The 23,768-nt window shown below is 72.2% G+C and carries 21 protein-coding genes; 11 read left to right on the top strand and 10 right to left on the bottom strand.

Translation table 11 applies throughout. The annotated features are described in order from the left end of the window. Positions 1-23: 23 nt before the first annotated feature. The 6 genes from AB0C27_RS26825 (at position 24) to AB0C27_RS26800 (ending at position 8,053) form a co-directional block, all read left to right on the top strand. Complete coding sequence (locus AB0C27_RS26825; RefSeq protein WP_357848604.1) at positions 24-539, top strand: YbaK/EbsC family protein; 516 nt, start codon at positions 24-26, stop codon at positions 537-539. Positions 540-656: 117 nt separating this feature from the next. After that, positions 657-2,915, top strand: coding sequence for a protein kinase (locus tag AB0C27_RS26820; RefSeq protein WP_357848602.1), 2,259 nt, complete (start codon positions 657-659; stop codon positions 2,913-2,915). 16 nt (positions 2,916-2,931) lie between these two features. Beyond that, the gene (locus AB0C27_RS26815) at positions 2,932-4,749 is read left to right on the top strand and encodes a serine/threonine-protein kinase (protein WP_357848600.1); all 1,818 of its coding nucleotides are present in this window, start codon (positions 2,932-2,934) and stop codon (positions 4,747-4,749) included. An 84-nt stretch (positions 4,750-4,833) separates the two neighbouring features. Then, entirely contained in the window at positions 4,834-6,081 is a 1,248-nt protein-coding gene (locus tag AB0C27_RS26810; protein ID WP_357848598.1) for a serine/threonine-protein kinase, read from the top strand. 219 nt (positions 6,082-6,300) lie between these two features. After that, positions 6,301-7,080, top strand: coding sequence for an electron transfer flavoprotein subunit beta/FixA family protein (locus AB0C27_RS26805; RefSeq protein WP_346112094.1), 780 nt, complete (start codon positions 6,301-6,303; stop codon positions 7,078-7,080). 19 nt (positions 7,081-7,099) lie between these two features. After that, positions 7,100-8,053 carry an electron transfer flavoprotein subunit alpha/FixB family protein gene (locus tag AB0C27_RS26800; protein WP_357848596.1) on the top strand — a complete coding sequence of 318 codons (954 nt, stop codon included), beginning with the start codon at positions 7,100-7,102 and terminating at the stop codon, positions 8,051-8,053. Positions 8,054-8,175: 122 nt separating this feature from the next. Here AB0C27_RS26800 and AB0C27_RS26795 read toward each other — a convergent pair whose 3' ends face one another. After that, positions 8,176-8,916 (bottom strand): rRNA methyltransferase, encoded by a 741-nt coding sequence (locus AB0C27_RS26795; protein ID WP_357848594.1) that lies wholly within the window; start codon positions 8,914-8,916, stop codon positions 8,176-8,178. 4 nt (positions 8,917-8,920) lie between these two features. Further along, positions 8,921-9,778 carry a TrmH family RNA methyltransferase gene (locus tag AB0C27_RS26790; RefSeq protein ID WP_357848592.1) on the bottom strand — a complete coding sequence of 286 codons (858 nt, stop codon included), beginning with the start codon at positions 9,776-9,778 and terminating at the stop codon, positions 8,921-8,923. A 105-nt stretch (positions 9,779-9,883) separates the two neighbouring features. On the opposite strand from AB0C27_RS26790, the gene AB0C27_RS26785 reads away from it, so the two are divergent. After that, entirely contained in the window at positions 9,884-10,039 is a 156-nt protein-coding gene (locus tag AB0C27_RS26785) for a hypothetical protein (protein WP_357848590.1), read from the top strand. A gap of 31 nt (positions 10,040-10,070) precedes the next feature. Here the strand turns inward: AB0C27_RS26785 and AB0C27_RS26780 are convergent, their stop codons facing one another. The 6 genes from AB0C27_RS26780 to AB0C27_RS26755 form a co-directional block, all read right to left on the bottom strand. Continuing rightward, positions 10,071-11,555 (bottom strand): HAMP domain-containing sensor histidine kinase, encoded by a 1,485-nt coding sequence (locus AB0C27_RS26780; RefSeq protein ID WP_357848588.1) that lies wholly within the window; start codon positions 11,553-11,555, stop codon positions 10,071-10,073. Beyond that, on the bottom strand, positions 11,552-12,253 hold the full coding sequence (locus tag AB0C27_RS26775; RefSeq protein WP_357848586.1) for a response regulator transcription factor: 702 nt from the start codon (positions 12,251-12,253) through the stop codon (positions 11,552-11,554). Before AB0C27_RS26775 ends, AB0C27_RS26780 begins: the two co-directional genes overlap by 4 nt. 28 nt (positions 12,254-12,281) lie before the next feature. Continuing rightward, complete coding sequence (locus AB0C27_RS26770; RefSeq protein WP_357848584.1) at positions 12,282-13,046, bottom strand: hypothetical protein; 765 nt, start codon at positions 13,044-13,046, stop codon at positions 12,282-12,284. Next, positions 13,043-13,942, bottom strand: a complete 900-nt coding sequence (locus AB0C27_RS26765) for an ATP-binding cassette domain-containing protein (protein WP_357848582.1) — start codon at positions 13,940-13,942, stop codon at positions 13,043-13,045. Before AB0C27_RS26765 ends, AB0C27_RS26770 begins: the two co-directional genes overlap by 4 nt. Before the next feature lie 132 nt (positions 13,943-14,074). Next, positions 14,075-15,277 carry an MFS transporter gene (locus tag AB0C27_RS26760; RefSeq protein ID WP_357848580.1) on the bottom strand — a complete coding sequence of 401 codons (1,203 nt, stop codon included), beginning with the start codon at positions 15,275-15,277 and terminating at the stop codon, positions 14,075-14,077. A 290-nt stretch (positions 15,278-15,567) separates the two neighbouring features. Further along, on the bottom strand, positions 15,568-16,077 hold the full coding sequence (locus AB0C27_RS26755) for a TetR/AcrR family transcriptional regulator (protein ID WP_357848578.1): 510 nt from the start codon (positions 16,075-16,077) through the stop codon (positions 15,568-15,570). A 53-nt stretch (positions 16,078-16,130) separates the two neighbouring features. On the opposite strand from AB0C27_RS26755, the gene AB0C27_RS26750 reads away from it, so the two are divergent. Further along, on the top strand, positions 16,131-17,294 hold the full coding sequence (locus AB0C27_RS26750) for a cysteine desulfurase family protein (protein WP_357848576.1): 1,164 nt from the start codon (positions 16,131-16,133) through the stop codon (positions 17,292-17,294). Between the two features lie 160 nt (positions 17,295-17,454). Here the strand turns inward: AB0C27_RS26750 and AB0C27_RS26745 are convergent, their stop codons facing one another. Then, entirely contained in the window at positions 17,455-18,507 is a 1,053-nt protein-coding gene (locus tag AB0C27_RS26745) for a DUF695 domain-containing protein (protein WP_357848574.1), read from the bottom strand. 66 nt (positions 18,508-18,573) lie between these two features. On the opposite strand from AB0C27_RS26745, the gene mnmA reads away from it, so the two are divergent. Then, positions 18,574-19,638 carry a tRNA 2-thiouridine(34) synthase MnmA gene (gene mnmA, locus AB0C27_RS26740; RefSeq protein WP_357848572.1) on the top strand — a complete coding sequence of 355 codons (1,065 nt, stop codon included), beginning with the start codon at positions 18,574-18,576 and terminating at the stop codon, positions 19,636-19,638. 84 nt (positions 19,639-19,722) lie between these two features. Here mnmA and AB0C27_RS26735 read toward each other — a convergent pair whose 3' ends face one another. Continuing rightward, on the bottom strand, positions 19,723-20,355 hold the full coding sequence (locus tag AB0C27_RS26735) for an MBL fold metallo-hydrolase (RefSeq protein WP_357848570.1): 633 nt from the start codon (positions 20,353-20,355) through the stop codon (positions 19,723-19,725). Positions 20,356-20,379: 24 nt separating this feature from the next. Between AB0C27_RS26735 and AB0C27_RS26730 the strand changes: the two genes are divergently transcribed. Further along, on the top strand, positions 20,380-21,372 hold the full coding sequence (locus AB0C27_RS26730) for a methionine synthase (protein ID WP_357848568.1): 993 nt from the start codon (positions 20,380-20,382) through the stop codon (positions 21,370-21,372). A gap of 95 nt (positions 21,373-21,467) precedes the next feature. Further along, positions 21,468-23,657, top strand: coding sequence for an NAD-dependent DNA ligase LigA (gene ligA, locus AB0C27_RS26725; RefSeq protein ID WP_357848566.1), 2,190 nt, complete (start codon positions 21,468-21,470; stop codon positions 23,655-23,657). Positions 23,658-23,768 lie beyond the last annotated feature (111 nt).

Genomic DNA, 23,768 nt, shown 5'->3' with positions numbered 1-23,768 from the left:
GGAGAGGCGATCGAGGAGCTGGGATGACGTTGCACTGGGTGCCCGCGACCGAACGGATCGACCTGCTGGCCGATCCGGTGGCCGCGGCCCTGTCTGACATCGAGGAGGGGGTCGAGGTCGCCGAGATCGATCCCGGCCTGGCCGACACGGCGGCGTTCTGCGAGCGCTACGGCGTGACTCTCGACGAGTCCGCCAACTGCGTCGTGGTGGCGGCCAAACGCGGCGGCGAGACCCGTTACGCCGCCTGCATGGTGCTCGCCACCATGCGGGTGGACGTCAACGGCGTCGTGCGCAAACACCTCGACGCCCGCAAGGCGAGCTTCGCGCCGATGGACGACGCCGTCCGGCTCACCGGCATGGAATACGGCGGCATCACGCCCCTCGGCCTGCCCGAGGAGTGGCCGATCCTGGTCGACGCGCACGTCGCGCGGTACCCCAGGGTGGTCATCGGCAGCGGCGTGCGCAGGTCGAAACTCGCTGTATCAGGTGCCGCGCTGGCCGCTCTCAAGGGAGCAGAGGTGCTCTCCTTGGCCGGCTGAGGGAAAACTGAAGCCGATTCGAGACCGTTGGATGGGAAACCGAAGGGCCCGCTCTGGACGTTGTACGAGTGGGAATGTGGCCTCATGGTTCATCTCGTGGGCGGGGATTAAGCCGGTATGGTGCTTCATGCCATGAACGATGACCGACTAGGCCCTTACCGGCTGCTCAGGCGGCTCGGTGAAGGCGGAATGGGTGTTGTCCACCTCGCTGTCGACCCCCAGGGGCGGCAGGTGGCGGTCAAGGTCCTGCGCGGAGAGGTCGCGGGCGACGAGGTCGCCAGGCGGCGGCTTTCGCGTGAGGTCGAGACCATGCGCAGGGTGCGCAGCAAGTTCATCGCCGAGGTGCTCGACGCCGATGTGACCGGTCATCGTCCTTACATCGTCACGCGTTACGTGCCGGGCCGTCCGCTCGACGAGATCGTCAAGGACGACGGCCCGCTCGACCTGCCCGCGCTGGTCCGGGTCGCGCACGGGGTGGCCGCCGCGCTGTCCGCCGTGCACTCGGTGGGCGTGATCCATCGCGACCTCAAGCCGGGCAACGTGCTCATCCTCGACGGCGAGCCCGTCCTCATCGACTTCGGCATCGCGCAGGCGGTCGACGCGACCCGGCTGACGCAGACCGGCATGTTCATCGGCACGCCCGGCTACCTCGCCCCCGAGATCATCGAGGGCCAGGAGGCGGGTCCCGAGGTCGACGTGCACGCCTGGGCGGGCACCCTGCTGTACGCCGGGACCGGGCAGCCGCCGTTCGGCAAGGGCACGCTGGAGATGATCTTCTACAACATCACCGCGGGCAAGGCCGACATCAGCGGCGCCCCGGCGGAGCTGCGGCCGCTGCTGAAGGCCGCCTTCCAGCGCAACCCGAGCAAGCGGCCCAAGGCGGCCGAGCTGGCCGAGCAGACCGCCCGGATGTTGCCGAAGTCACCGCAGGGCTCCTCGCCCGACGAGATCTCGACCGTGCCGCGCCCCGACGCGGTGCCGTCGGTCCCGCTGACGCCGCCCCCGCTGGTCACGGACAAGCCGTCCTACGACATCTCCACGCCGCCGGTGACGCCCAGGCGGCTGATCGAGAGCCAGGAGCAGCCCGCGCTGCCGCCGCAGGAGCAGCAGTACGTGTCGCTGCTGCCCGACCAGCCCGACCCCTACCCGACGCGCCGGGTGTCGCCGGAGGAGCTGCGGCAGATCCAGCGCGAGGCCGGCCTGCACGGGTCGCCGTCGTCGGCCCCATCACCTGCCCAGTCACCTGCCCCGTCACCTGCGCAGTCGGCCGCGCAGCCGGCGGGCGGCAACGGTCCCGTGGCGCCGCCGCAGGGCGAGACCGACGTGCCCACCACGCGGGTGCGCCCCGACTCGGCCGACTACCGCAGGCTCACCCAGCCTCCGCAGCAGGGTCAGCAAGCTCAGCACCAGGCTCCGGCCGTCGGCCGTCCCGAGGCGCCGGGTTCCGGTCCGCAGCACGGCCCGCACCAGGGCTCGCCCTCCGGATACCGGCACGGCCCCGGCTCCGGCCCGCAGCACGGTCCCGGCTCGGGGCCCCAGCACGGCCGGGGTTCCGGCCCCCAGCAGCACGGCCCGGGCTCGGGGCCGCAGCAGCACGGCCCGGGTTCCGGTCCGCAGCGCGGCGCAGGTCAGGGCCGGGGCGACCTCAACGACTACGGCCGGCCCAACCCGATCCCGGTGCAGCCGCCGCCCTACATCCCGGCCCAGCCGCAATATCCGCACCTCGACCCGACCAAGCGGGAGCCTTTCCTCCCGAGCGTCGCGCCGGGCAAGGTGCTGCAGCGTTCCAGGGCCTACGGTCTGGCCGGTTCGATGCTGCTGATCCTGATGATCGTGGCGGCGGTGCGCGCGCCCGTGCTCGTGTCCGTCGTGGCGATCCCGATCGCGGTCCTGCTGCGCGCGGCCGACCTGGCCCAGCCGCAGCTCACGGCCCGCAGGGCGGCGGGCGCGGCGGCGCTCGACGTGATCAGGGTGCTCGCCTATCCTGCCGCGCTGGCCAAGTCGGCCGGCATCACGCTGGCCCTGGGCCTCTACGCGCTCATACTCGGACTGCCGGTCACGCTGCTACTCACGGTCGTGGCGGGTATGAATCCCGACAACGCCCTCGCGTGGGGCGCCGCCATAGCGCTGTGGACGGTCTGCGCGGGCCCCGGAGTCGAGGGGCCGGGCAAACAGATGCGCAGAACGCTCGCGTCGCTCGTACCCTCGAGAACAGCGGCGATGGTGATGGCGGGAGTGCTGGCCGCGGTGGCCGCGCTCTCGCTGACCCTCGCCATCGGAACGTTCGGGGACAAGAGGGAGGCCGTATGGACTCCGCTGAACGTCGATCCAGTGAGCAGACAGCTGGATCAGCTAGGGGGGGAATCCGGAGGATGACGGGGGGAAGGTGGCGATGAGCACCCAAGCACCAGAACGCCTCGGCCCGTACCGACTGGTCAGGAAGATCGGCGAAGGTGGCATGGGGGTCGTCCACCTGGGTCTCGACGGCGAGGGCCGCGAGGTCGCCATCAAGGTCCTGCATCCCCACGTGGCCGCCGACCTCAAGGCGCGCGACCGGCTCACCCGCGAGGTCGAGACCATGCGCAGGGTACGCAGCCCGTACGTCGCGGAGGTGATCGACGCCGAGCTCGTCGGCGGGCAGCCGTACGTGGTGACCCGGTTCGCGCCGGGACGCACGCTGGAGGACACCGTCCTGAGCGAGGGCGCCCTGGAGGCGCGCGACGTGATCAGGCTCGCCCAGGGGCTCTGCCAGGCGCTGGTGGCCATCCACGCGGCCGACGTGATCCACCGCGACTTCAAGCCGTCCAACGTCATGCTGGTCGACGGCGAGCCGCTGGTCATCGACTTCGGCATCGCCCACCTGGTCAACGCGACCCGGCTGACGCAGACGGGCATGTTCGTCGGCACGCCGGGCTATCTCGCGCCCGAGATCATCCGTGACTCCGAGATCACCCAGGCCGCCGACGTGCACGCGCTGGCCTCGACGGTGTTCTTCGCCGCGACAGGGGCGCCGCCGTTCGGCACGGGCACGTTCGAGGCGGTCTGCTTCAACATCATGGAAGGCCGGGCGCAGGTCGACAAGGCGCCCGTGTGGCTGCGCGGCTGGCTCAGCCGGGCACTCCAGGTCGATCCGGCGGCCCGGCCGGGCGCCCAGGAACTGCTGCGGATGGCCAAGGCGCTCGATCCGTCGGTGACCACGTTCAACGAGGCGTCCTTCGACGGGCCGACGGGGACCAAGCGCCTGGGCGACCGCACGCGCACCATGGACAACTTCTCCGACCTGCTCCCGCCGGTCGAGTACACCAAGCCCGCCCCGCCGCCGACGCCAACCCGCCAGGAGCAGCGGCCGGCGCGCCGCGAGCAGCCGCGCCGCGACGAGCGGCCGCCGCCCTACGTGCCCGCGCCGATGCCGGCCAGGCCGTCCGCCCAGTACGGCGACCAGCGGGTGGCCGGCTATCCTGGCGCGCCGGCGCCCGCGCAGGCGCGGCCCTACGCCCCGCCGCCGCAATACGCCCCGCCGCCCCAGTACACTCCGCCGGCCGAGCGCAGGAGATACCTGTTCGGCAGCCAGGTCGTCGGGCTGCTCCTGCTGGTCACGCTCGTGGCGCTGACCGTGCTGATGCCGGTCACGGTCGGCGCGGTGGCCCTCGCGCTCGCGGTCGTGCTGCGCATCGGCGAATACCTGTTCGGCGACATGGTCAAGCGGCGCCAGGTGCGCGGCAGCAGCGCGGCCGATCCGCTGCTCGTCCTGGTCGGCACTCCGTGGGCGCTGATCAAGTCCGCGCTCGTGACGCTGGTGCACGCGCCGCTGGCGCTGCTGTTCGGCGTGTGCGTGTGGGGGGTGCTCCACTGGGGCGCCCGGCTCGACGTCAACGAGGCCGCCGCGTACGCCGCGGGCGCCTTCGCCGCCGGGCTGTTCGTGCTGCCGGGCGGCGGCGCGCCGCGCAAGGCGGTCACCCGCACGCTCACCGGCGTGCTGCGCAGCCCGGGCGCGGCGCTGGTCGCGGTCGTGCTGGTGGGCACCGCGGCGCTGTTCGCGGTCATGTTCGCGCTGGGGCAGCCGACGGACTGGTACCCCTGGCAGGAGCCCGAGAAGGTGATCGACCAACTGGCGAGTGAGGCCAGGCAGAGCACGATCGGCCTGATCACGGGGCTGATCGGCAGCCTGCTCGACGATCTCGGGCTGGGGTTCCTGAATCCCTGGTCCTGAGAGTCCGCGGTCCTGAGAGTCCGCGGTCCTGAGAGTCCGCGGTCCTGAGTGTCCGCGCCGTCTCCCTGGGGGAGAGATGAAGGTATGAGCGAGCGCCTGGGGCCGTACGAGCTTGCCTCCCGTCTCGGGGCCGGCGGGTTCGGCGCGGTGCACCTGGCGCTCGACCCCGAGGGACGCACGGTCGCGGTCAAGGTGCTGCACCCCCACGTGGCGGCCGACGGCGGCGCGCTGGCCCGGCTGGCGCGCGAGGTGGAGACCATGCGCATGGTCGGCGGGCCGCACGTCGCGGAGGTGCTCGACGCCTCGCTGACCGGCGAGCGGCCCTACCTCGTGACCCGCTACGTGCAGGGCCGGCCGCTCAGCGCCGTGCCCGTTCCCGTGCCCGATCTCAGGCGGCTGGCGGCCGGCCTGGCCGACGCGCTGCTCGCCATGCACGCGGCGGGCGTGGTCCATCGTGATCTCAAGCCGGCCAACGTGATGATGACCGAGGGCGAGCCGGTCGTGATCGACTTCGGCATCGCCAGCGCGCTCGACTCGCTGTCCGTCACGGCCTCGGGCGCCGTGGTGGGCACGCCCGGCTACCTCGCCCCTGAGGTGCTGGAGGGGCGGGCGGCCGGCATGGAGGCCGACGTGTTCTCGTTCGGGGCCACGCTGGCGTACGCGGCCACCGGGCGGCAGCCGTACGGGCAGGGTCCCGCCTCCGCGGTGGCCTACCGGGTGGTGCACCATCCGCCCGACCTCGACGACGCGCCGGAGTGGCTGGCGCCGCTGTTACGCGAGTGCCTGTCCACCGATCCGGCCGCGCGGCCGACGGCCGCGCAGATCTGCGCCAGGCTCGGCGTCGAGCCCGTCGCCCACGTGCCGCTCGTCTCCCCCCAGGTGGCTCCACAGGTGGCTCCACAGGCGGCTCACGCAGTACGTTCCCGCTCCGCGAACGACGACCTGGGCACCAGGGAGTGGCGGCCGGGCAGGGAACGGCATCGCCGTTCGGTGGAGGAGTCCAGGGCCAGGCACCGGGAGAAGGTGCGCAGGCGCTGGCTGATCGGCTCGGGGCTGTTCGTGGCGCTGCTGGCGGCGGCCGCGCGTGAGCCGCTGCCGGAGGTGTCGCTGTTCCTGCTGGCGGCCTACGCGGTGGGCGTGGTGGCCGACGCCGGGGTGGCGCTGTTCTCCCGGGGCCTCTACCGGCGCAGCCGGCTGGTGGCCGACGCGCTCAGCGTGGCGGGGGTGGCCGGGATCTGCTTCGGGCTGGCGGCGATGTTCAGCCCGGTCACGCTGGCGCTGTTCGCGGGCACGGCCCTGGTGGTGGGGATCGTGTTCCTGGTGTCCGCCTGAGCAGCTACCGAATAAAGTTCGGTATGGTGGGGGAGGGCTTCGTGCTCGGTGCGCGTATGGCTGGTTTGCGCGTAAGCTACCCATGGGTAACATAACCGCGAAACACGGCAGACCCTCTGTCGGGAGCCCGCCGGGCACCTGGCAGTCTGGACAGATGCATTCGGCGCCACCGCAGCGAGGCGGGGGCGCACGCGAACTACGGGAGGTCGGCCACCGGCCATGAACATCGTCGTCTGCGTGAAGCAGGTCCCCGACACGGCGACCGAGCGCAAGCTGCGGTCCGAAGACAACACGCTCGACCGTGACGCCGCCGACGGCGTGGTCAACGAGCTTGACGAGTACGCGGTCGAGGAGGCACTGAAGCTCAAGGAGGCTCACGGCGGTGAGGTGACCGTCCTCACCATGGGGCCCGGCAAGGCCACCGAGACCATCCGCAAGGCGCTGGCCATGGGCGCCGACAAGGCCGTCCACCTCAGCGACGACGCTCTGCGCGGCTCCGACGCGCTGTCCACCTCCTACGCGATGGCCCAGGTGCTCAAGAAGATCGGGTTCGACCTGGTCGTCCTCGGCTCCGAGTCCACCGACGCGCGCACCGGGATGTTGCCCGCCATGCTGGCCGAGCGGCTCGGCACGCCGCAGCTCACGCTGGCCAACAAGGTCGAGGTCGAGGGCGACACGATCAGGGTCCAGCGCCTGGCCGACTACGGCTACGACCGGATCGAGGCCACGCTGCCCGCCGTCGTGTCGGTGGTCGAGAAGATCAACGAGCCGCGCTACCCCTCGTTCAAGGGCATCATGGCGGCCAAGAAGAAGCCGGTCGAGACGCTCGCCATCGGCGACGCCTCCATCGACGCCGCCCAGGTGGGCCTGGCCGCCGCCTGGTCCGAGGTCGTCGACTTCGCGCCCGCCCCGCCGCGGGCGGCCGGCACGATCGTCAAGGACGAGGGCGACGGTGGCGTGAACGCCGCCGAGTTCCTGGCGTCCAAGAAGTTCATCTGAGAACGGGGGTCTTACGGAAATGTCGGAAATTCTCGTTCTCGTCGAGCAGGTCGAAGGCGAGGTCAAGAAGGTCACGCTCGAACTGCTGACCCTGGCCCGCACCCTCGGCACGCCCGCCGCAGTCTGGGCCGGCCCCGGCATCACGGCGGAGGCCAAGGCCAGGCTCGCCGAGTACGGCGCTGACAAGATCTACGTCGCCGGCTCCAGCGACCTCGTGGACCACGTGGTGGCCCCGAAGGCCGAGCTGCTCGCCCAGCTCGTGACCTCGGCCTCGGCCGCCGCCGTGCTGGTGGCCGCCACGGCCGAGGGCAAGGAGATCGCCGGCCGGCTGGCCATCAAGACCGACTCCGGCGTCATCACCGACGCCGTGGGCCTCGCCGAGGGCTTCGTGGCCGACCAGTCGATCTTCGGCGGCGGCGTCAACGTGCACTCCAGGGTGCGCAAGGGCACGCCGATCGTGGCCGTCCGCCCCAACTCCACCGCCCCCGTGGCGGCCGCGGGCGCCGGCGTGGAGGAGGAGGTTTCGGTCACCCTGACCGACGCCGCCAAGGCCACCCGAGTCGTGGAGCGGGTCAAGCAGGAGAAGGGCGCCCGCCCCGAGCTGACCGAGGCCGCGATCGTGGTCTCCGGCGGGCGCGGCGTGGGCTCGGCGGAGAACTTCTCGGTCATCGAGGGCCTCGCCGACGCCCTGGGCGCGGCCGTGGGCGCCTCGCGCGCCGCCACGGACGCGGGCTGGTACCCGCACCAGTTCCAGGTGGGGCAGACGGGCAAGACCGTCTCGCCGCAGCTCTACATCGCGGCCGGCATCTCCGGCGCCATCCAGCACCGGGCCGGCATGCAGACCGCGAAGACGATCGTCGCCATCAACAAGGACCCCGAGGCGCCGATCTTCGAGCTGGCCGACTACGGCGTGGTGGGCGACCTGCACCAGGTCGTGCCCCAGCTCACCGAGGAAGTCAACAAGCGCAAGTAGCCGCCGCGCCTCCCCTCCGCCGGCCGGTCGTGCCGGGGGAGGGGCGGCGCCGGGTTCTTCGGGGCCTGCCGACGACGCCGCTCATTGGGTTCCGGGCCGCGAGGTCGTTCTTGGCCGCGAGGTCAGCGGGCGGGGCGGAACAGGGCGATGGTCCTGGTGCCGATCTTGTAGGTGGCGTGCGGACGCGGGCCGCCGTCCGTGGGCACCTTCCGGCCGCGTACCGCCACCGCGATCACCGCGTCGTCGTCGAGCACCCGCCCGAGGGCGCGCACCATGCTCCCGAGGCTCCCGAGCCCGCCCTCCGCGCCGGGCCCCAGCCAGGAGGTCTGCTCGCCGTACGGGACGTCGGTGAGCACCACGCCAGGGCGCAGGCCGCCGAGCGCGTCGCGGAGCGCGTCCGGGTCGAACACGTCGGCCTGACGGGCGACCCCCCGCACGTCGCCGCCCTCGTTCGCCAGCCCGCGAGCCAGCCGCCCCGCCGCCAGTGCCGCCGCCGCGTAGGCCGGTTTGTCATAGCGCTCGGCGCGTTCGTCCAGCTCAACCGCCCTGGCGGCCAGCCCGGTCGCGGTCAGCAGACCCAGGTTCCGCTCGGCCAGGCGCACCGCCTCGGCGTCGAAGTCGGAGGCCACCACCCCGGTCACCAGCCGGCGGTGCAGCAGTGCGACCACGGTCAGCAGGTAGCCGCCCCCGCAGCACGGATCCCACACCAGCGCCGGCCCGCCGCCGCGCAGGGCCAGGGCGCTCTGGAACATCTCGCTGGCCAGCCGGACGGGGAAGGCGGGAAAACCGGGGGCCGAGTGGAGCACCCCGCCGCTGGCCAGGTCCTCGTAGTTCGCGCGTACGACGGCGTGACGGTAAGGCATGGGTCTACTTCGCGGCGGCGGCAGCGGCGGCGCGCTGGCGGGCGGCCTCGTACAGGACGACGGTGGCGGCGTTGGCCGCGTTGAGCGAGCTGGCCGCGCCCGTGATCGGGATGCGCGCCATCACGTCGCAGCCCTGCCGCCAGCCCGCGCTCAGCCCGGTGGTCTCGTTGCCGATCACCAGCAGCGTCGGGCCGGTCAGGTCGAGACCGGAGATGTCGTCGGTGCCGTGCTCGTCCGTGCCCACCACGGTCAGCGGCAGCCCTTCGGCGCGTACGTCATCCGCCCAGGCCAGCACCTCCTGATGGGAGCGTGTACGCACCACCGGCAGCGCCAGGAGGGAGCCGGTCGAGGCGCGGACCGACTTGGGGTCGTAGGGGTCGGCGGCGTGCCCGCTGACGATCAGCCCGGCCCCGCCGAAGGCGTCGAGCGAGCGCACCATCGAGCCGATGTTGCCCGGCCCCGACGGCCGGTCGAACACCATGCCCAGGAACGAGGGCCCCACCGGGATCCGCGCCAGGTCGTCGCCGGGCAGGGCGACCACCGCCACCAGCTCCGGCACCTCTTCGTCCTTGCCGCTCAACTCCCGCAGCAGCTCGGGCGCCATGGCCACCTGCTCGCCGCCGGCTTGCTCCAGCACCCCCGCCGCCCAGCGCGACAGCGACCGCTCGGCGTCGTAGATCAGCGCGCGCACCGGCCAGCCGTACTCCAGCGCCAGCGTGATCGGCCGCACTCCCTGAACCAGGAACTCGCCCGCCCGCTGCCGCTTGTTCTGGTTCCGCAGCAGCGCCTGCCACTGCTGGAACCGCGCGTTGGGCCGCGAGATCCGCAGCACGCCCCCCACGACGACCTCTCCGTTCTCCACCTCGGCCAGTCCAGCCCCAAGCCTCCCACACCCCGGCACCGCCACTCCCCGCCGGTTGCACATGAGAGCCATGGTTGCTACGCCGCGTAGCGCTACGATCGCCCTATGTCCGCCCCGACCGTGAAGCTCACTCGCCGCCCTCGGTGGATCTCCGCGGTGGAGATCGGCGCCGGACTGATCCGGCTGGGCGCGGATGACACGGATCTCGCGGGCGAACCGCGGGAGATCCTCACCGAGACGACGGACGATCTGCCGCTATAGGGGCAGGCGTGATCAAGCTTCGAGGCCGGTGTCACGGGGGTGCGGCCGGGAGTCTGATCTGGAAGGACGCGCCCTCGCCCGGTGCCGAGCGTAGGTCCACGCGGCCGCCGTGGGCGGCGACGATGGAGCGGACGATGGCCAGGCCCAGGCCGGCGCCGCCCGTCGCGCGGGCGCGGGACCCGTCGGCGCGGTAGAAGCGGTCGAAGACCCGCTCCGCCTCCTCCGCCGTCAGCCCAGGACCCTCGTCCTCGATCACCAGCACCGCCTCCGCGCCGTCCGTGCCGACGCCGATCCTGACCGGGGTGCCGGCCGGGGTGTGCGTGATCGCGTTCCCGACCAGGTTGCTGACCACCTGCCGCAGCCGGGCCTCGTCGCCCAGGACGGGGGCGCTGGCCGCGGGGCCGCCGGAAGGGCCGGTGAAGGCGATCGGGCGGGACGGGTCGAGCGCGGTGAAGTCGTGGCGGGCGTCGGCGGCGAGCGTACGCAGGTCCATAGGCGTCAGCTCCAGCCCCGGCCCGTCGCTCTCGTCGAGACCGGCGAGCAGTAGCAGGTCGTCCACCAGCGCGGCCAGCCGCCCCGACTCGCTCTCGATGCGGGCCAGCGCGGGCGCCGCCTCGGTGCCGCCCATGCGGTACAGCTCGGAGAAGCCCTTGATCCCGAACAGCGGCGTACGCAGCTCATGGCTCACGTCGGCGACGAACCTGCGCATGCGCGCCTCCGACGACACCCGCGCCGCGACCCCCTGCTCGATCTGGGCCAGCATCTTGTTGATCGACAGGGCCAGCCGCCCGACCTCCGTGCCGGGCCCGGCGGGTGAGGGGACGCGCCGGGTGAGGTCGCCGTCCGCGATGGCCGCCGCCGTCTCCTCCACGCGGCGCAGCGGCGCCAGCCCGGCCCTGATCGCCAGCCCGCCCACCAGCGCCAGCAACGCCAGCAGCAGCGATCCGGCCACGAGGCAGACCAGGCGCATCCGGTCGATCGTCGTGTACAGGCCCTTCAGCGACACCGCCGCGACGACCCCCGCGTGCCCGATCGTCGCGCTCCTGCTCCGCGCGGGCTGCACGACCACCCGCCACGCCTCCCCGCCGGCCCCTTCGACCGTGAACGGCCGCCCGGCGCGGGCCGTGACCTCGGCGAGGTCGAGGCGGGGCAGGGCGGGGCCCGGGCCGGCCAGCTCGCGCAGCACGGTGCCGTCGGCGGACAGGTAGGCCGCGTACGCCGTGCCGAACAGGTCGAGCTCGTCCGTGGACAGCCTCACTCCGGCCGGCGGCCTCAGCTTGCCGGTCAGGAGGTCGGGCGGCACCGCCGACAGGGCCGTGCCCATGGGGGTGAGCTGCTGGTCGACGCGGTTCATGAGCTGGGTTTCGAGCTGGCGTACGACGACCGAGCTGATCAGCACGAGACCGGCGACGAGCAGCGTGACCGTGATCGCCAGCAGCCGCGAACGCAGCGACAACCGGGAGCCCAGTCGGGGGCGCCACGACAGACGGGGGCGCGGCGACGGCCGGGTGATCATCCCTTGGGCCTGCGCAGCACGTAGCCGACGCCGTGGACCGTGTGGATCAGCCGCGGCCCGCCGACGTCGAGCTTGCGGCGCAGGTAGCTGACGTAGGTGTCCACGATGCTGGTGTCGCCGGCGAAGTCGTAACGCCACACGTGCTCCAGGATCTGCGACTTGGGCAGCACCCGGCCGGCGTTCAGCACCAGGTGGAGCAGGAGGCGGAACTCCGTGGGCGACAGCCGTACGGGACGGCCGGCCCGGCTCACCTGGTGGCCGTCGGGATCGACTTCGAGGTCGCCGACCACCAGCGTCTGATCGTCGGGGACCGCGCCGGTGCGGCGCAGGATCGCCCGGATCCTGGCCAGCAGCTCCTCCAGGTCGAACGGCTTGGTCACGTAGTCGTCGCCGCCCAGTCTGAGCCCGTTGATCTTGTCGGCCGTCGCGTCGCGGGCGGTCAGGAACAGCACCGGCACGGGCCCGGGCCGGCCGCCCGGCCTGGGCAGGGCACGCAGGCGGCGCAGCACCTCGAACCCATCCAGATCGGGCAGCATCACGTCGAGCAGCACCAGGTCGGGCGGCTCGCGCCCCGCCTCCTCCAGGGCCTGGGCGCCGTTGTCGGCCGAGCTCACGGTGAAGCCCGCGAAGCGTAACGTCGCCGACAGCAGCTCCTTGACCGTGGGCTCGTCGTCCACCACCAGCAGCCGCTCGCCCATGTCAGGCACCTCCCGCCGTCCAGGGTAGTCAGGCGTCCCGCCGGGTGAAGCGGGTGAAGGCCGCGAGGTGCATGACGACGACGAACCCGACGAGCAGCCCGAAGGAAAGCGCGGGCGGCAGGTCGGACCTGCTGGTGACGGCCCTGAAGCCGGCGCCGTTCGGCCAGTAGGTGGTCAGGATCCTGCTCAGGAAGTCGGGAAAGATGGGAGCCAGGACGGGCAGCAGGAGGAACGTGGTGCTGACGTTCACGGCCGCCGCCGTGCCGCGCAGCAGCAGGCCCAGCGCCAGCCCGAACAGTGCCAGCAGGGTGAACACCACCGGCCCGAGCAGCAGTGCCGGCAGCGCGGCCGGGTCACCTGGCATCAGGTACGGTGCCCCCTGGGCGGCCAGCGTGACCTGGCTCGTCACGAACATCAGCCCGATCCCCGCCACGCTCACCGGCAGCGCGATCAGCGCCGTCATCCCCGCCTTGGCGATCACCAGCCGGCTCCGCCTGCCCACAGCGGCCAGGCTGGGTCCCAGCGTGCCGGAGCCGTACTCGGAGGTCGCCACCAGCACGCCCAGCGCCGAGATCAGCAGCTGGACGAGGAGCATCCCGCGCATCACCTGGTCAAGGGGCAGGAAGTCCAGCCGCTCTTGCGCCGAGGCCGTGGCGTACTCGTGGGCCGCCATGTTCGCGAACGTCCACCCGAAGAACCCCGAGGCCGCCACGACGGCCAGCGACAGCACCATGGTCGCCCTGATGCTGCTGAACTTGGTCCACTCCGCCTTGAGCACCCCCGTCGCGATCATCGGGCCGCTCCGTACTCGGCGGCGTCCTGGGTCAGCTCCATGAACGCCTCCTCCAGCGACGCGTGCCGCGGGGCCAGCTCGAACAGGGTCACACCCTCGGCCGCGGCCAGCCGCCCGACGTCGGCCGCCTCCATGCCGGTGACCAGCAGCTCGCCATCGGGACCCGGACGTACGTGGGCGCCCGCCCGCTCCAGCAGCAGGGCGAACGTGCCGGCCTCTGGCGTGCGGACGGCCACGGCCGACCCCCCGGCGGTGAAGTCGCCGATCTCGCCCTCGGCGATCAGCCGCCCCTTGCCGATGACCACCAGCCGGTCCGCGGTCATCGCCATCTCGCTCATCAGGTGGCTGGAGATCAGCACCGTACGCCCCTCGACGGCCAGGCCGCGCATGAGTGAGCGGATCCACCGGACGCCCTCGGGGTCCAGCCCGTTGACCGGCTCGTCCAGCACCAGCACCGGCGGATCACCCAGCAGGGCGGCCGCGATGCCGAGCCGCTGGGTCATCCCCATCGAGAACGAGCCCGCCTGCTTACCCGCCACCTCCGTCAGCCCGACCAGGTCGAGCACCTCGTGCACGCGGGTGGCCGGGACGGCGTTCGTCTGGGCCAGGTAGAGCAGGTGCTTGTACGCGGTGCGCCTCGGGTGCACGGCGCGCGGGTCCAGCATCGAGCCGATCGTGCGCAACGGGTGCGGCAGCTCGTGGTGGGCGCGGCCGTTGATCGTGGCCGTGCCCGAGGTGGGCAGGTCGAGGCCGAGGATCATGCGCATCGTGGTGCTCTTGCCGGCGCCGTTCGGGCCCAGGAAGCCGGTGACGACGCCTGGGCGTACGACGAGGGTGAGATCGTCCACGGCGGTCTTGTCGCCGTAGCGTTTGGTCAGTGCTGTCAGCTGAATCATGAGATCCAGCCTGGGGCGGCCGGTTGGAGGCGTTCTGAGCGGTTCTGTGAGTTCTCTGTGAGCGCGGGCGTCGCCACGTGGGACGTATGACGCCGCCCGCGCCGGATCCACAGAGAACTCTCAGGCCGCCCCTCAGGCGGCGGCTTCGACCGGCTCCCTGACGACCGGGAGGGGGCTGACGGTGGCGGGCTCGTGGCGGGGGAGCAGGCGGGCGGACAGGGCGATGAGCAAGCCGAGGACCACGCCGATGCCGAGCGCCGTACGCAGCGAGGTGGCGTCCGACAGGAAGCCGATCACCACGGGCCCGAGCAGCAGCCCCGCGTACCCCATGGCGCCGGCCTGCGCGATGGCCGGGCCGGGCGTGGCGGTCGCGGTGCCGGCCAGCGACAGCGTCAGCGGCGAGATCGTCGCCACGCCGAGCCCCACGAAGAACATCGCGGACACCGCCACCGTCGCCGCCGGCGCCAGCAGCACGACCGCGAAGAACCCGGCGGTCGCCACGCCGGACACGGTCAGCATCCCGCGGACCCCGAACCTGACCCGCAGCCGGTCACCCGTGAGCCGGGCGATCAGCATGCCCAGCTCGAACACCGGATAGCCGAGCGCCGCCAAGGCCTCGGGGGCGCCGAGCTCGTCGCGCATGTAGAGGCCGTTCCAGTCCGCGATCGTGCCCTCGACCATGAAGGCGAAGAACATGATCGCGCCGAGCAGATAGACGATCGCCGGCAGGCGCCGCCTCTCACCGGCCACCGTGCCGGCCGTGCCGGCCGCCGCCGGGGGCTCGGGCAGGTACGTACGGCCGAGCAGCACCAGCACAGGCAGCGAGACCAGCGCGATCAGCGTCACGTGCACGGTGAACGGAAGCCCGGCGGCGATGGCCAGACTGCCCAGCCCGCCGGCCCCGATCGCGCCGACGCACCAGCCGGCGTGCATGCCGTTCATCAGCGGTCGCCCGTACGCCTGCTCGACCGCTGAGCCCTGGGCGTTCATGGCGACGTCCACGGTGCCGAAGGCCATGCCGAAGAGCGCCGCCGCGACCAGCAGCAGGGGCAGGTCGGGGGCGAGGGCCACGCCGAGCAGGCCGAGCGCCGTCAGTGGACCGCCTGCCCGCAGCACCGCCCGGCTGCCCACGCGCGCCATGACGCGGCGCATGGACTGCATCGTCACCAGAGCGCCCAGGCCCCATGCCAGCAGGATCGTTCCGACCGTGGCCTCGGACAGGCCGAGTTTGTCGGTCAGGGCCGGGATGCGCACGGTCATCGTGCCCACCATCAGGCCGGCAAGGACAAAGGTGAGAACCGCCCCGTAACGGGCGCTCCTCAGCTCGCGGGTCATAAGGGCCACACCTCTTCTGTTCGTATGTGATCGGTGATGTTGTGCGGGTCACGGGCACGGGCGTGCCGCGTGGTGCTCAAGAGAGCCGGGGGACTCGGGAGAGCCGGGGGGAGGGGCGTGCCGGACCGCGAGGGCTTCGCCGCACGAAAGGCGCCGCACCAAGGGGTGCGGCGCTGCGGCCATGGTCAGGCCGGAGTTTCGTGAGAACGAGCCCCGTCGGCGCGGGCGGGCAGATCAGGCTGGGACGGGGACTTCAGGCACGGGCTTGAGGCGCGGGCTTCGGCAGGGCTTCAGGCGGGCGTGATGAGCGCTCTCAGCCGGCGCTCCAGGGCCTGGAGATCCGCTTCGGTGTTGAGCTCGGGATCGTGACTGGCCACGTCCCAGAGCCCCTCACACGCCAGCCGGACGATCTGCGCGGCCAGCGGATCGGGCTCCTCGCTCAATCCCTCGCGATGCCAGCGGGTCATCGCCTCGCGCAGCGGCGCGAGCAGGAACAGGTTGCCCGAGGCGCTGGTCACCACCGCCCAGCGTCGCAGGCGGCCGGATCTGACGGCGGCCAGCGTCGCGCCCAGGTAGCGCTCGGTGTAGGTCTCGCCCGGCTGGGCGGCCAGCAGCTCGTCGAAATCGGCGATCAGCCGCTCGACCATGCCTTTGATCAGCGCCTCTTTCGAGGCGTAGTGGTAGAGCAGGCCGCCCTTGCTCACGCCCGCCCGGTCCGCCACGGCGGCCAGGGTGAGCGCGGTCGAGCCCTGGTCGCAGAGGAGCTCCTCCGCGGCGTCCAAAAGCTCGTCCCTTCGCATGCCTCAACTGTACCGTCCGGACGGTACAGTCGCAAACGAGATACCCTGAGCACGTGACCAGACCGTCGGCCTACCTTGATCATGCGGCGACCACCCCCATGCTGCCCGAAGCGATCGAGGCCATGACGGAGCAACTCAAACGCGTCGGAAATGCTTCCTCGCTGCACGCCGCCGGCCGCCAGGTGCGCAGGGTGGTCGAGGAGGCGCGCGAGACGATCGCCGACTCGCTCGGCGCCCGGCCCAGCGAGGTCGTGTTCACCTCGGGCGGCACCGAGGCCGACAACCTGGCGATCAAGGGCCTCTACTGGGCGCGCAGGCCGCGCAGGCGCGTGCTGATCAGCTCCGTCGAGCACCACGCGGCGCTCGACCCGGCCCAGTGGCTGGCCGACAGCCAGGGCGCCGAGGTGGAGCTGCTGGAGGTGGACGAGCTCGGCCGGGTCCACCCCGAGACGCTGCGCGCCGCCATCGAGCGCGACCCGGACGACGTGGCCATGATCAGCATCATGTGGGCCAACAACGAGGTCGGCACCGTCCAGCCGATCCACGTGCTGGCCGCCATCGCCCACGACCACGGCATCCCGTTCCACACCGACGCGGTGCAGGCGCTCGGGCAGTTGCCCGTGTCCTTCTCCGGCTCGGGGGCCGACGCGCTCACGCTGACCGGCCACAAGGTCGGCGGCCCCATGGGAGCCGGTGCGCTGCTGCTGGCCAGAGGGCTGACGCCGGTGTCCGTGCAGCACGGTGGGGGGCAGGAACGCGACGTGCGCTCCGGCACGCTCGACGCGCCCGCCATCGCGGGCCTGGCCGCCGCCGTCAGCACCGCCGTACGCGAGCAGGAGGCCCTGCACGCGCGGCTGTCGGCGCTGCGCGACGAGCTCATCCAGCGCGTCCGCGAGGCCGTGCCCGACGTGGTGCTCAACGGCGACCCCGGCGACCGGCTGCCCGGCAACGCCCACTTCTCCTTCCCCGGCTGCGAGGGTGACGCGCTGCTCATGCTGCTCGACGCCAAGGGCGTGGAGTGCTCGACCGGCTCGGCCTGCTCGGCGGGCGTGGCGCAGCCGTCCCACGTGCTGCTGGCCATGGGCGCCGACGCCGCCGCGGCGCGCGGCTCGCTGCGCTTCACGCTGGGGCACACCTCGACGCCCGACGACGTCGACCGGCTGATCGAGGTGCTCCCCGCGGCCGTCGAACGCGCCCGCCGGGCCGGCCTCAGCTGATCAGAGACCGGCGAACGCACCGGCCTCGCCGGCCGTGCCGCCGGCCGGAGGGCCGTGCCGACGCGCCGGTCCGCCGACAGCCGGCGGCCAGGTCAGGAGGGGACGACCGCGGGTCCAGGCGGGTCAGGTCAGGAAAGGGCCGACCGCGGTCCAGGCGCGATCAGGTCAGGAAGGGGACGACCGCGGTCCAGGCGGGGTCGGCCGACACGTCCACCCTCGGCTCGCCCTCCTCCCAGCCCACGATCAGCTCCTTGGCGTGGATCGCCGCCTCACCGGTCGGGTCGGCGTAGACGTGGATGATCCGGTGCCCCTCCGCGCTCAGGTGCGCCGCGAGCACCGCGTCGTCGCGCAGCTTGAGCAGGCGGGCGGCCAGGCGTTCCTCGAAGTCGCGCAGCGCGGCCAGCGAGTCGCCGACGGGCAGGCCGTTCTCGTCGCGGTGCGCGTACGGGAGCGTGATCATGATGTGCTGGTCGAACAGCGGATGGTCCACCGGCCGCAACGGATGGCGGACGGTGGCGACCAGCGGCGCGCCGCCCCCGGTCTGGCCCTCCATCAGCAGCCACTCCTCTTCGGAGTGCCCCGAGGCCACGTCGGCGACCACGGCCGGCAGGTGCACGGCCGCCACGGCGTCGATCGGCTGGAACGTGGCCGCCGTGATCTCGCCCACCCACCGGGCCACGTCGTCCTCACCGAGCAGCCAGTCGAGGGCCAGCAGCACGGCCTCCAGCCGGGTGTCCTCGTCGAGCTCGCCGAAGATCGGATGGTAAGCGGAGACGTCGACCCTGGCCTGGTCGCGCGGCACGCGCAGGCCCAGCATGAGTTTGTCGAGCGCGAACTCGAAGCCGCCCACGTCGAGGGTCAGCTCCATCGCCTGCGGATTGGCCTGCCGCGACGGATGGAACTCCCACAGCAGGTCGGCCGGCGGCGCCGCCTTGGCCCAGCGGTGCGCGAGCGAACGCAGCTCGGCGTCGCCCGCCGCGGTCACCACCAGGGCGTGCGCGGCCGCCCGGCCCGGCGCCACCTCCCAGACCAGGCCCGGATGGATCGCGGCGACCGCCGGGGCCAGCCACTCCTCCAGCCCCTCGGCCTCGCCGGCGGCCACCAGCGAGTCGAGATTCGGCCGGGTCTCCTGCCACCACGTCCAGAATCCGGCGATGGCCTCGTCGGGCCCGCCCGCCTCTTCGTCAGCGTCCTTGCGCCCGAACAGTCGCATGGTCGAATACTTCCAGACCGGGGGCCTGGTCGCGCACTCCTCAACGGACAGTACGCTGGAACGACCATGGGACTGCGTGTGCTTGCCGCCATGTCGGGCGGCGTCGACTCAGCCGTGGCCGCCGCTCGGATCGCCGAGGCCGGTCACGACGTCACTGGTGTCCACCTTGCCCTGTCCGCCAACCCCCAATCCCACCGCACGGGAGCCAGGGGCTGCTGCACGGTCGAAGACTCGCGCGACGCCCGGCGCGCCGCCGACGTGATCGGCATCCCGTTCTACATCTGGGACATGGCCGAACGTTTCCAGCGCGACGTGATCGAGGACTTCGTCGCCGAATACGCCGCCGGCCGCACGCCCAACCCGTGCCTGCGCTGCAACGAGAGGATCAAGTTCGCCGCGGTGCTGGACCGGGCGCTGGCCCTGGGCTTCGACGCGGTCGCCACCGGCCACCACGCCAAGCTGGTCGACGGCGTGCTGTCCAGGAGCGTCGACCAGGGCAAGGACCAGTCCTACGTGCTCGGCGTGCTCACCCGCGAGCAGCTCGGCCACGCGATCTTCCCGCTGGGCGACTCGACCAAGGCCGAGGTACGCGAAGAGGCCGCCAGGCGCGGCCTGACCGTCGCCGACAAGCCCGACAGTCACGACATCTGCTTCATCGCCGACGGTGACACGCGCGGCTTCCTGACCAAGCGGCTCGGCGCGGCCGAGGGGCCCATCGTCGATCAGAGCGGTGAGGTCGTGGGCAGTCACCAGGGCGCCCACGGGTTCACAGTGGGCCAGCGTAAGGGCCTGCACATCGACCGGCCGGCCTCCGACGGCAGGCCGCGTTACGTGCTGTCGATCGAGCCGGTGTCCAACACGGTCACGGTCGGCCCGCGCTCGGCCCTTGAGGTCACCTCGATCACCTGCGCCCGCCCGATCTGGAACGGCCCCGATGAGGGCTCCCGAGACGACCTCACGGTGCAGCTGCGTGCGCACGGGGAGGTCTATCCGTGCCGGTTCGAGGAGAGCGAGGGCGGGCTCACGATCGAGATCGACCGCCCGGCCACGGGTGTCGCCGCAGGCCAGGCGGCCGTCCTCTACTCCGGGGCCACCGTGATCGGCTCGGCCACCATCGTCTCCGCCGCCTGAGCACCGGCCGGTCGGCCGGCCGGCCGAAGGCCGTCCGCCGACCTGGTCGAGAAGACCGGCGCGAGAAGGCCGGCGCCGGTCGGCCTAGCCGAGGGTCGTCGACTCGCCGACGGCGAGGCGGCGGATGTCGGCGCCCTGCTTCTCCGACTCGATCCGCAGCCAGTTGTCCACGAGTCCCAGGCCGATCTCGCTGTAGAGGGCGTCGTGGGTCGAGTACGCCCGCGCCGGCCGGATCGTGCGCAGGTAGGCCACCATCTCCATGAGCTTGAGCCAGGGGGCGCCGGTCGGCACCAGCAGCGTCGGCACCTCCGCGTCCGGCACGGTCAGCGCGTCACCCGGGTAGAACACCTCGTCGTCCACCAGGAAGCCGACGTTCTGCACCACCGCCATGTCAGGGTGGTTCTCGGCGTGCCGCTCGCCGAACGCCTTCACCCGGAACCCGGCCGTCTCGAAGCCGTCACCGTGCCGTACCACCTCAACCTTGCCCGGCACCTCGCCCAGCTGGGCCGCGACGGCCTCGCACGTGTAGATCTCAAGCTCGGACGAGGCGGCCTTCAGCTTGTCGGCGTCCATGTGGTCGAAGTGCTCGTGCGTGATGAGCACCGCGTCGGCGCCGTCGAGCACATCGCTCTGCGCGAACGCGCCCGGGTCGATGACCAGGACCTTGCCGTTCTTCTCCAAGCGTACGCATGCGTGATCGAATTTCGTGAGCTCCATTCCGCAGAGCCTACGCTTGTGCCCATGTCTACGTGGGAAGCCACCGGGTTGGGCTCGCATCCGGGTGAGGATCATCTCGAAGCGGCCAGGATCGTTTTCGGAGAGGTGCCCGGTCTGCCGTATCTGCCCGAGCTGCCGGCCAGAGGTGTCGGGGCCGACATGGTGGGGCGCACGGCGGGGCTGCTGGTCGAGCTGCCCGTCGAGGTGCAGCCGTCGGGGTGGCGGCTGAGCGACCGGCCGGGCCGCGACCATCGGCGGGCCGTCGATCATCTGCGGCGCGACCTCGACGGGCTGGAGGAGGTCGCGCACGACTACGCGGGGCCGCTCAAGCTGCAGGTGTGCGGGCCGTGGACGCTGGCGGGGTCGATCGAGCTGAAGTTCGGCGACAAGATGCTCTCCGACGCGGGTGCCGTGCGGGATCTGACCGCCTCGCTGGCGCAGGGGGTGGCCGCCCACTGCGCCGAGGTGCGGCGGAGGGTGCCCGGCGTGACGGAGATCGTGCTGCAGCTCGACGAGCCGGGGCTGCCGGGGGTGCTGGCCGGCACCGTGCCGACCGCGTCCGGGTTCGGGCGGCTGGCGGCGGTCGAGGAGTGGCGGGTGGAGGAGTCGCTGCGGCTGTTCCCCGAGCCGGTGGTGCACTGCTGCGCACCCGGGGTGCCCTTCGACCTGCTGCGCAGGGCGGGCGTACGCGGGGTGTCCGTGGACGGCGCGCTGCTGCGGCGCAGGGACGATGAGGCGCTGGGGGAGCTGTTCGAGGCCGGGATGACGCTGCTGATGGGGGTCGTGCCGGGCAGGGACACGCGGCTGGCCGACGCCGGGGTGGTGGCCAGGCCCGCAGTGGGGTTGTGGCGGCGGCTCGGGTTCGCGCCCGACCGGCTGGCCGAGCAGGTCGTGCTGACGCCGGCGTGCGGGCTGGCGGGGGCGTCGCCTGCGTACGCGCGGGCGGCGCTGGCGGCGTGCAGGAAGGCGGCTCAGGTGCTCAGGGACGACCCCGCGAACGGAATGGAGACGGGCTGAGACGCACAGGGCCGGACTGGGGACCGGCTGAGGCGTGCTCCCGCCGGTGCCCGGCGGTAGCGTTTGCACAGGTTGACGTACGGGAGGAGAGCTGCGTGAGCGAGTCTAGTGCGGAGGTCGGAGGCGTGCCGGTGACCGCGCTCAAGCGGCACGCCGAGCTGAGCGAGCTGGTCGAGGACGCGCGCTGGCGCTACTACGTGCTCGACCAGCCCACGGTCAGCGACGCCCAGTTCGACGCCTGGTTCAGGGAACTGCTGGCGCTGGAGGAGGCGCATCCGGCGCTGCAGACGCCCGACTCGCCCACGCAGAAGGTGGGCGCGCCGGTCTCGGGCGATTTCGCCAAGGTTCAGCACCTCAACCGGATGGAGAGCCTCGACAACGCCTTCAACGCCGAGGACATGGCGGCCTGGATGGCGCGGGCCGATCGGCTGGCCGAGGGCGATCCTGGGCCGTACCTGTGCGAGCTGAAGATCGACGGGCTGGCCATCGCGCTGGTCTACCGCGACGGCAGGTTGGAGCGCGGCGCGACCCGCGGCGACGGGCGCACCGGCGACGACGTGACCGCCAACGTACGCACGATCAAGGGCATCCCGCACCGGCTCAAGGGCGACGACGTCCCGAGCCTGGTCGAGGTGCGCGGCGAGGTCTACATCCCGGTCGAGGGCTTCGCCCGGCTCAACGAGCAACTGGTCGAGCAGGGCAAACCCCCGTTCGCGAATCCGCGCAACTCGGCGGCGGGCACGCTGCGGCAGAAGGACCCGCGCGTCACGGCGCAGCGGCCGCTGCGCATGCTGGTGCACGGCATCGGCGTCTGGGAGGGCGCGGCCGAGCCGAAGGCGCAGTCGGAGGTCTACGAGCGGCTGCGCGAGTTCGGGCTGCCGGTCAGCGACCTGACCAAGGTGGTGGCGGGGCTCGACGAGGTCAACGCGTTCATCGAGCACTACCGGGTGCACCGGCACGACCCCCCTTACGAGATCGACGGGGTCGTGGTGAAGGTCGACGACTTCCGCACGCAGCGGGAGCTGGGCTCGACCTCGCGGGCGCCGCGCTGGGCCATCGCGTACAAGTATCCGCCGGAAGAGGTCAACACCAAGCTGCTCGACATCCAGGTGGGCGTGGGGCGCACGGGGCGGGTCACGCCGTTCGGGGTGATGGAGCCGGTCGTGGTGGCGGGCTCGACCGTCGAGCGGGCCACGCTGCACAACGCGGCCATCGTGGTGAAGAAGGGCGTGCTCATCGGCGACACGGTGGTGCTGCGCAAGGCGGGCGACGTCATCCCCGAGATCGTCGGGCCGGTCACCGCGCTGCGCGACGGGTCCGAGCGGGAGTTCGTCATGCCCACCCACTGTCCCGAGTGCGGCACGGAACTGGCGTACGAGAAGGAGGGCGACGCCGATCTGCGCTGCCCCAACGCGCGCGGTTGCCCGGCACAGATCCGTGAGCGCGTCTTCTTCGCGGCCGGGCGGCGGGCGCTCGACATCGACGGGCTCGGCTACGTCGCGGCCACGGCGCTCACCCAGCCGCTGCCGCCGCAGCAGCCGGTGGTGTGCACCGAGGCCGACCTGTTCGATCTGACGCTGGAGCAGCTCATCCCGATCAAGTCGGTGGTCCGCGACCAGGAGACCGGCCTGCCCAAGATCGACCCGAAGACCGGCGAGGAGAAGGTCGTCACCTTCTTCTCCAACGTCAACGGCGAGGCCAGCCAGAACGCCCTGCGGCTGATGGAGGAGTTGGAGCGGGCCAAGCAGGTTCCGCTCGCGCAGGTCCTCGTGGCGCTGTCGATCCGCCACGTCGGCCCGCCCACGGCCCGCGCCCTGGCCGACGCCATGCGCTCGATCGACGCCATCATGAACGCCTCCGAGGAGGAGCTGTCCGCGGTCGAGGGCATCGGGCCCAGGGTGGCGGCCACGATCAAGGAGTGGTTCGAGGTCGACTGGCACCGCGAGATCATCGAGCGGTGGCGGGCCGCGGGGGTCCGGATGGAGGACGAGCCCGCTCCCGAGAAGGGGCCGCAGACCCTTGAGGGGATGACGTTCGTGGTGACCGGCACCCTGGAGGGCTACACGCGCGACACGGCGGCCGACGCGATCACCAGCAGGGGTGGCAAGGTGTCGGGGTCGGTGTCGAAGAAGACGTCGTTCCTGGTGGCGGGTGAGAACGCGGGGTCGAAGTACGACAAGGCGGTCAGTCTGGGGGTGCCGATCCTCGACGGGGCCGGCTTCGAGGTCCTGCTCAACGAGGGGCCGGAGGCTGCGGCGGAGGTGGCGGTCACACCGGAGCCCTAGGAATTCCAGCGCGTAGGAGCTCCAGCGCTCCCTTTCGGCCGGAGGGGCTCGTCCGTACGTGGGCGGGCCCCATCGGTGTTTCCGGGGGTTACCGGGTCGTAGCGTGCACGG

It is taken from the genome of Nonomuraea sp. NPDC048882 (assembly GCF_040649755.1).
GTDB classification, from domain to species: Bacteria; Actinomycetota; Actinomycetes; order Streptosporangiales; family Streptosporangiaceae; genus Nonomuraea; species Nonomuraea maheshkhaliensis.
This window is presented reverse-complemented; position numbering and strand designations above follow the sequence as displayed.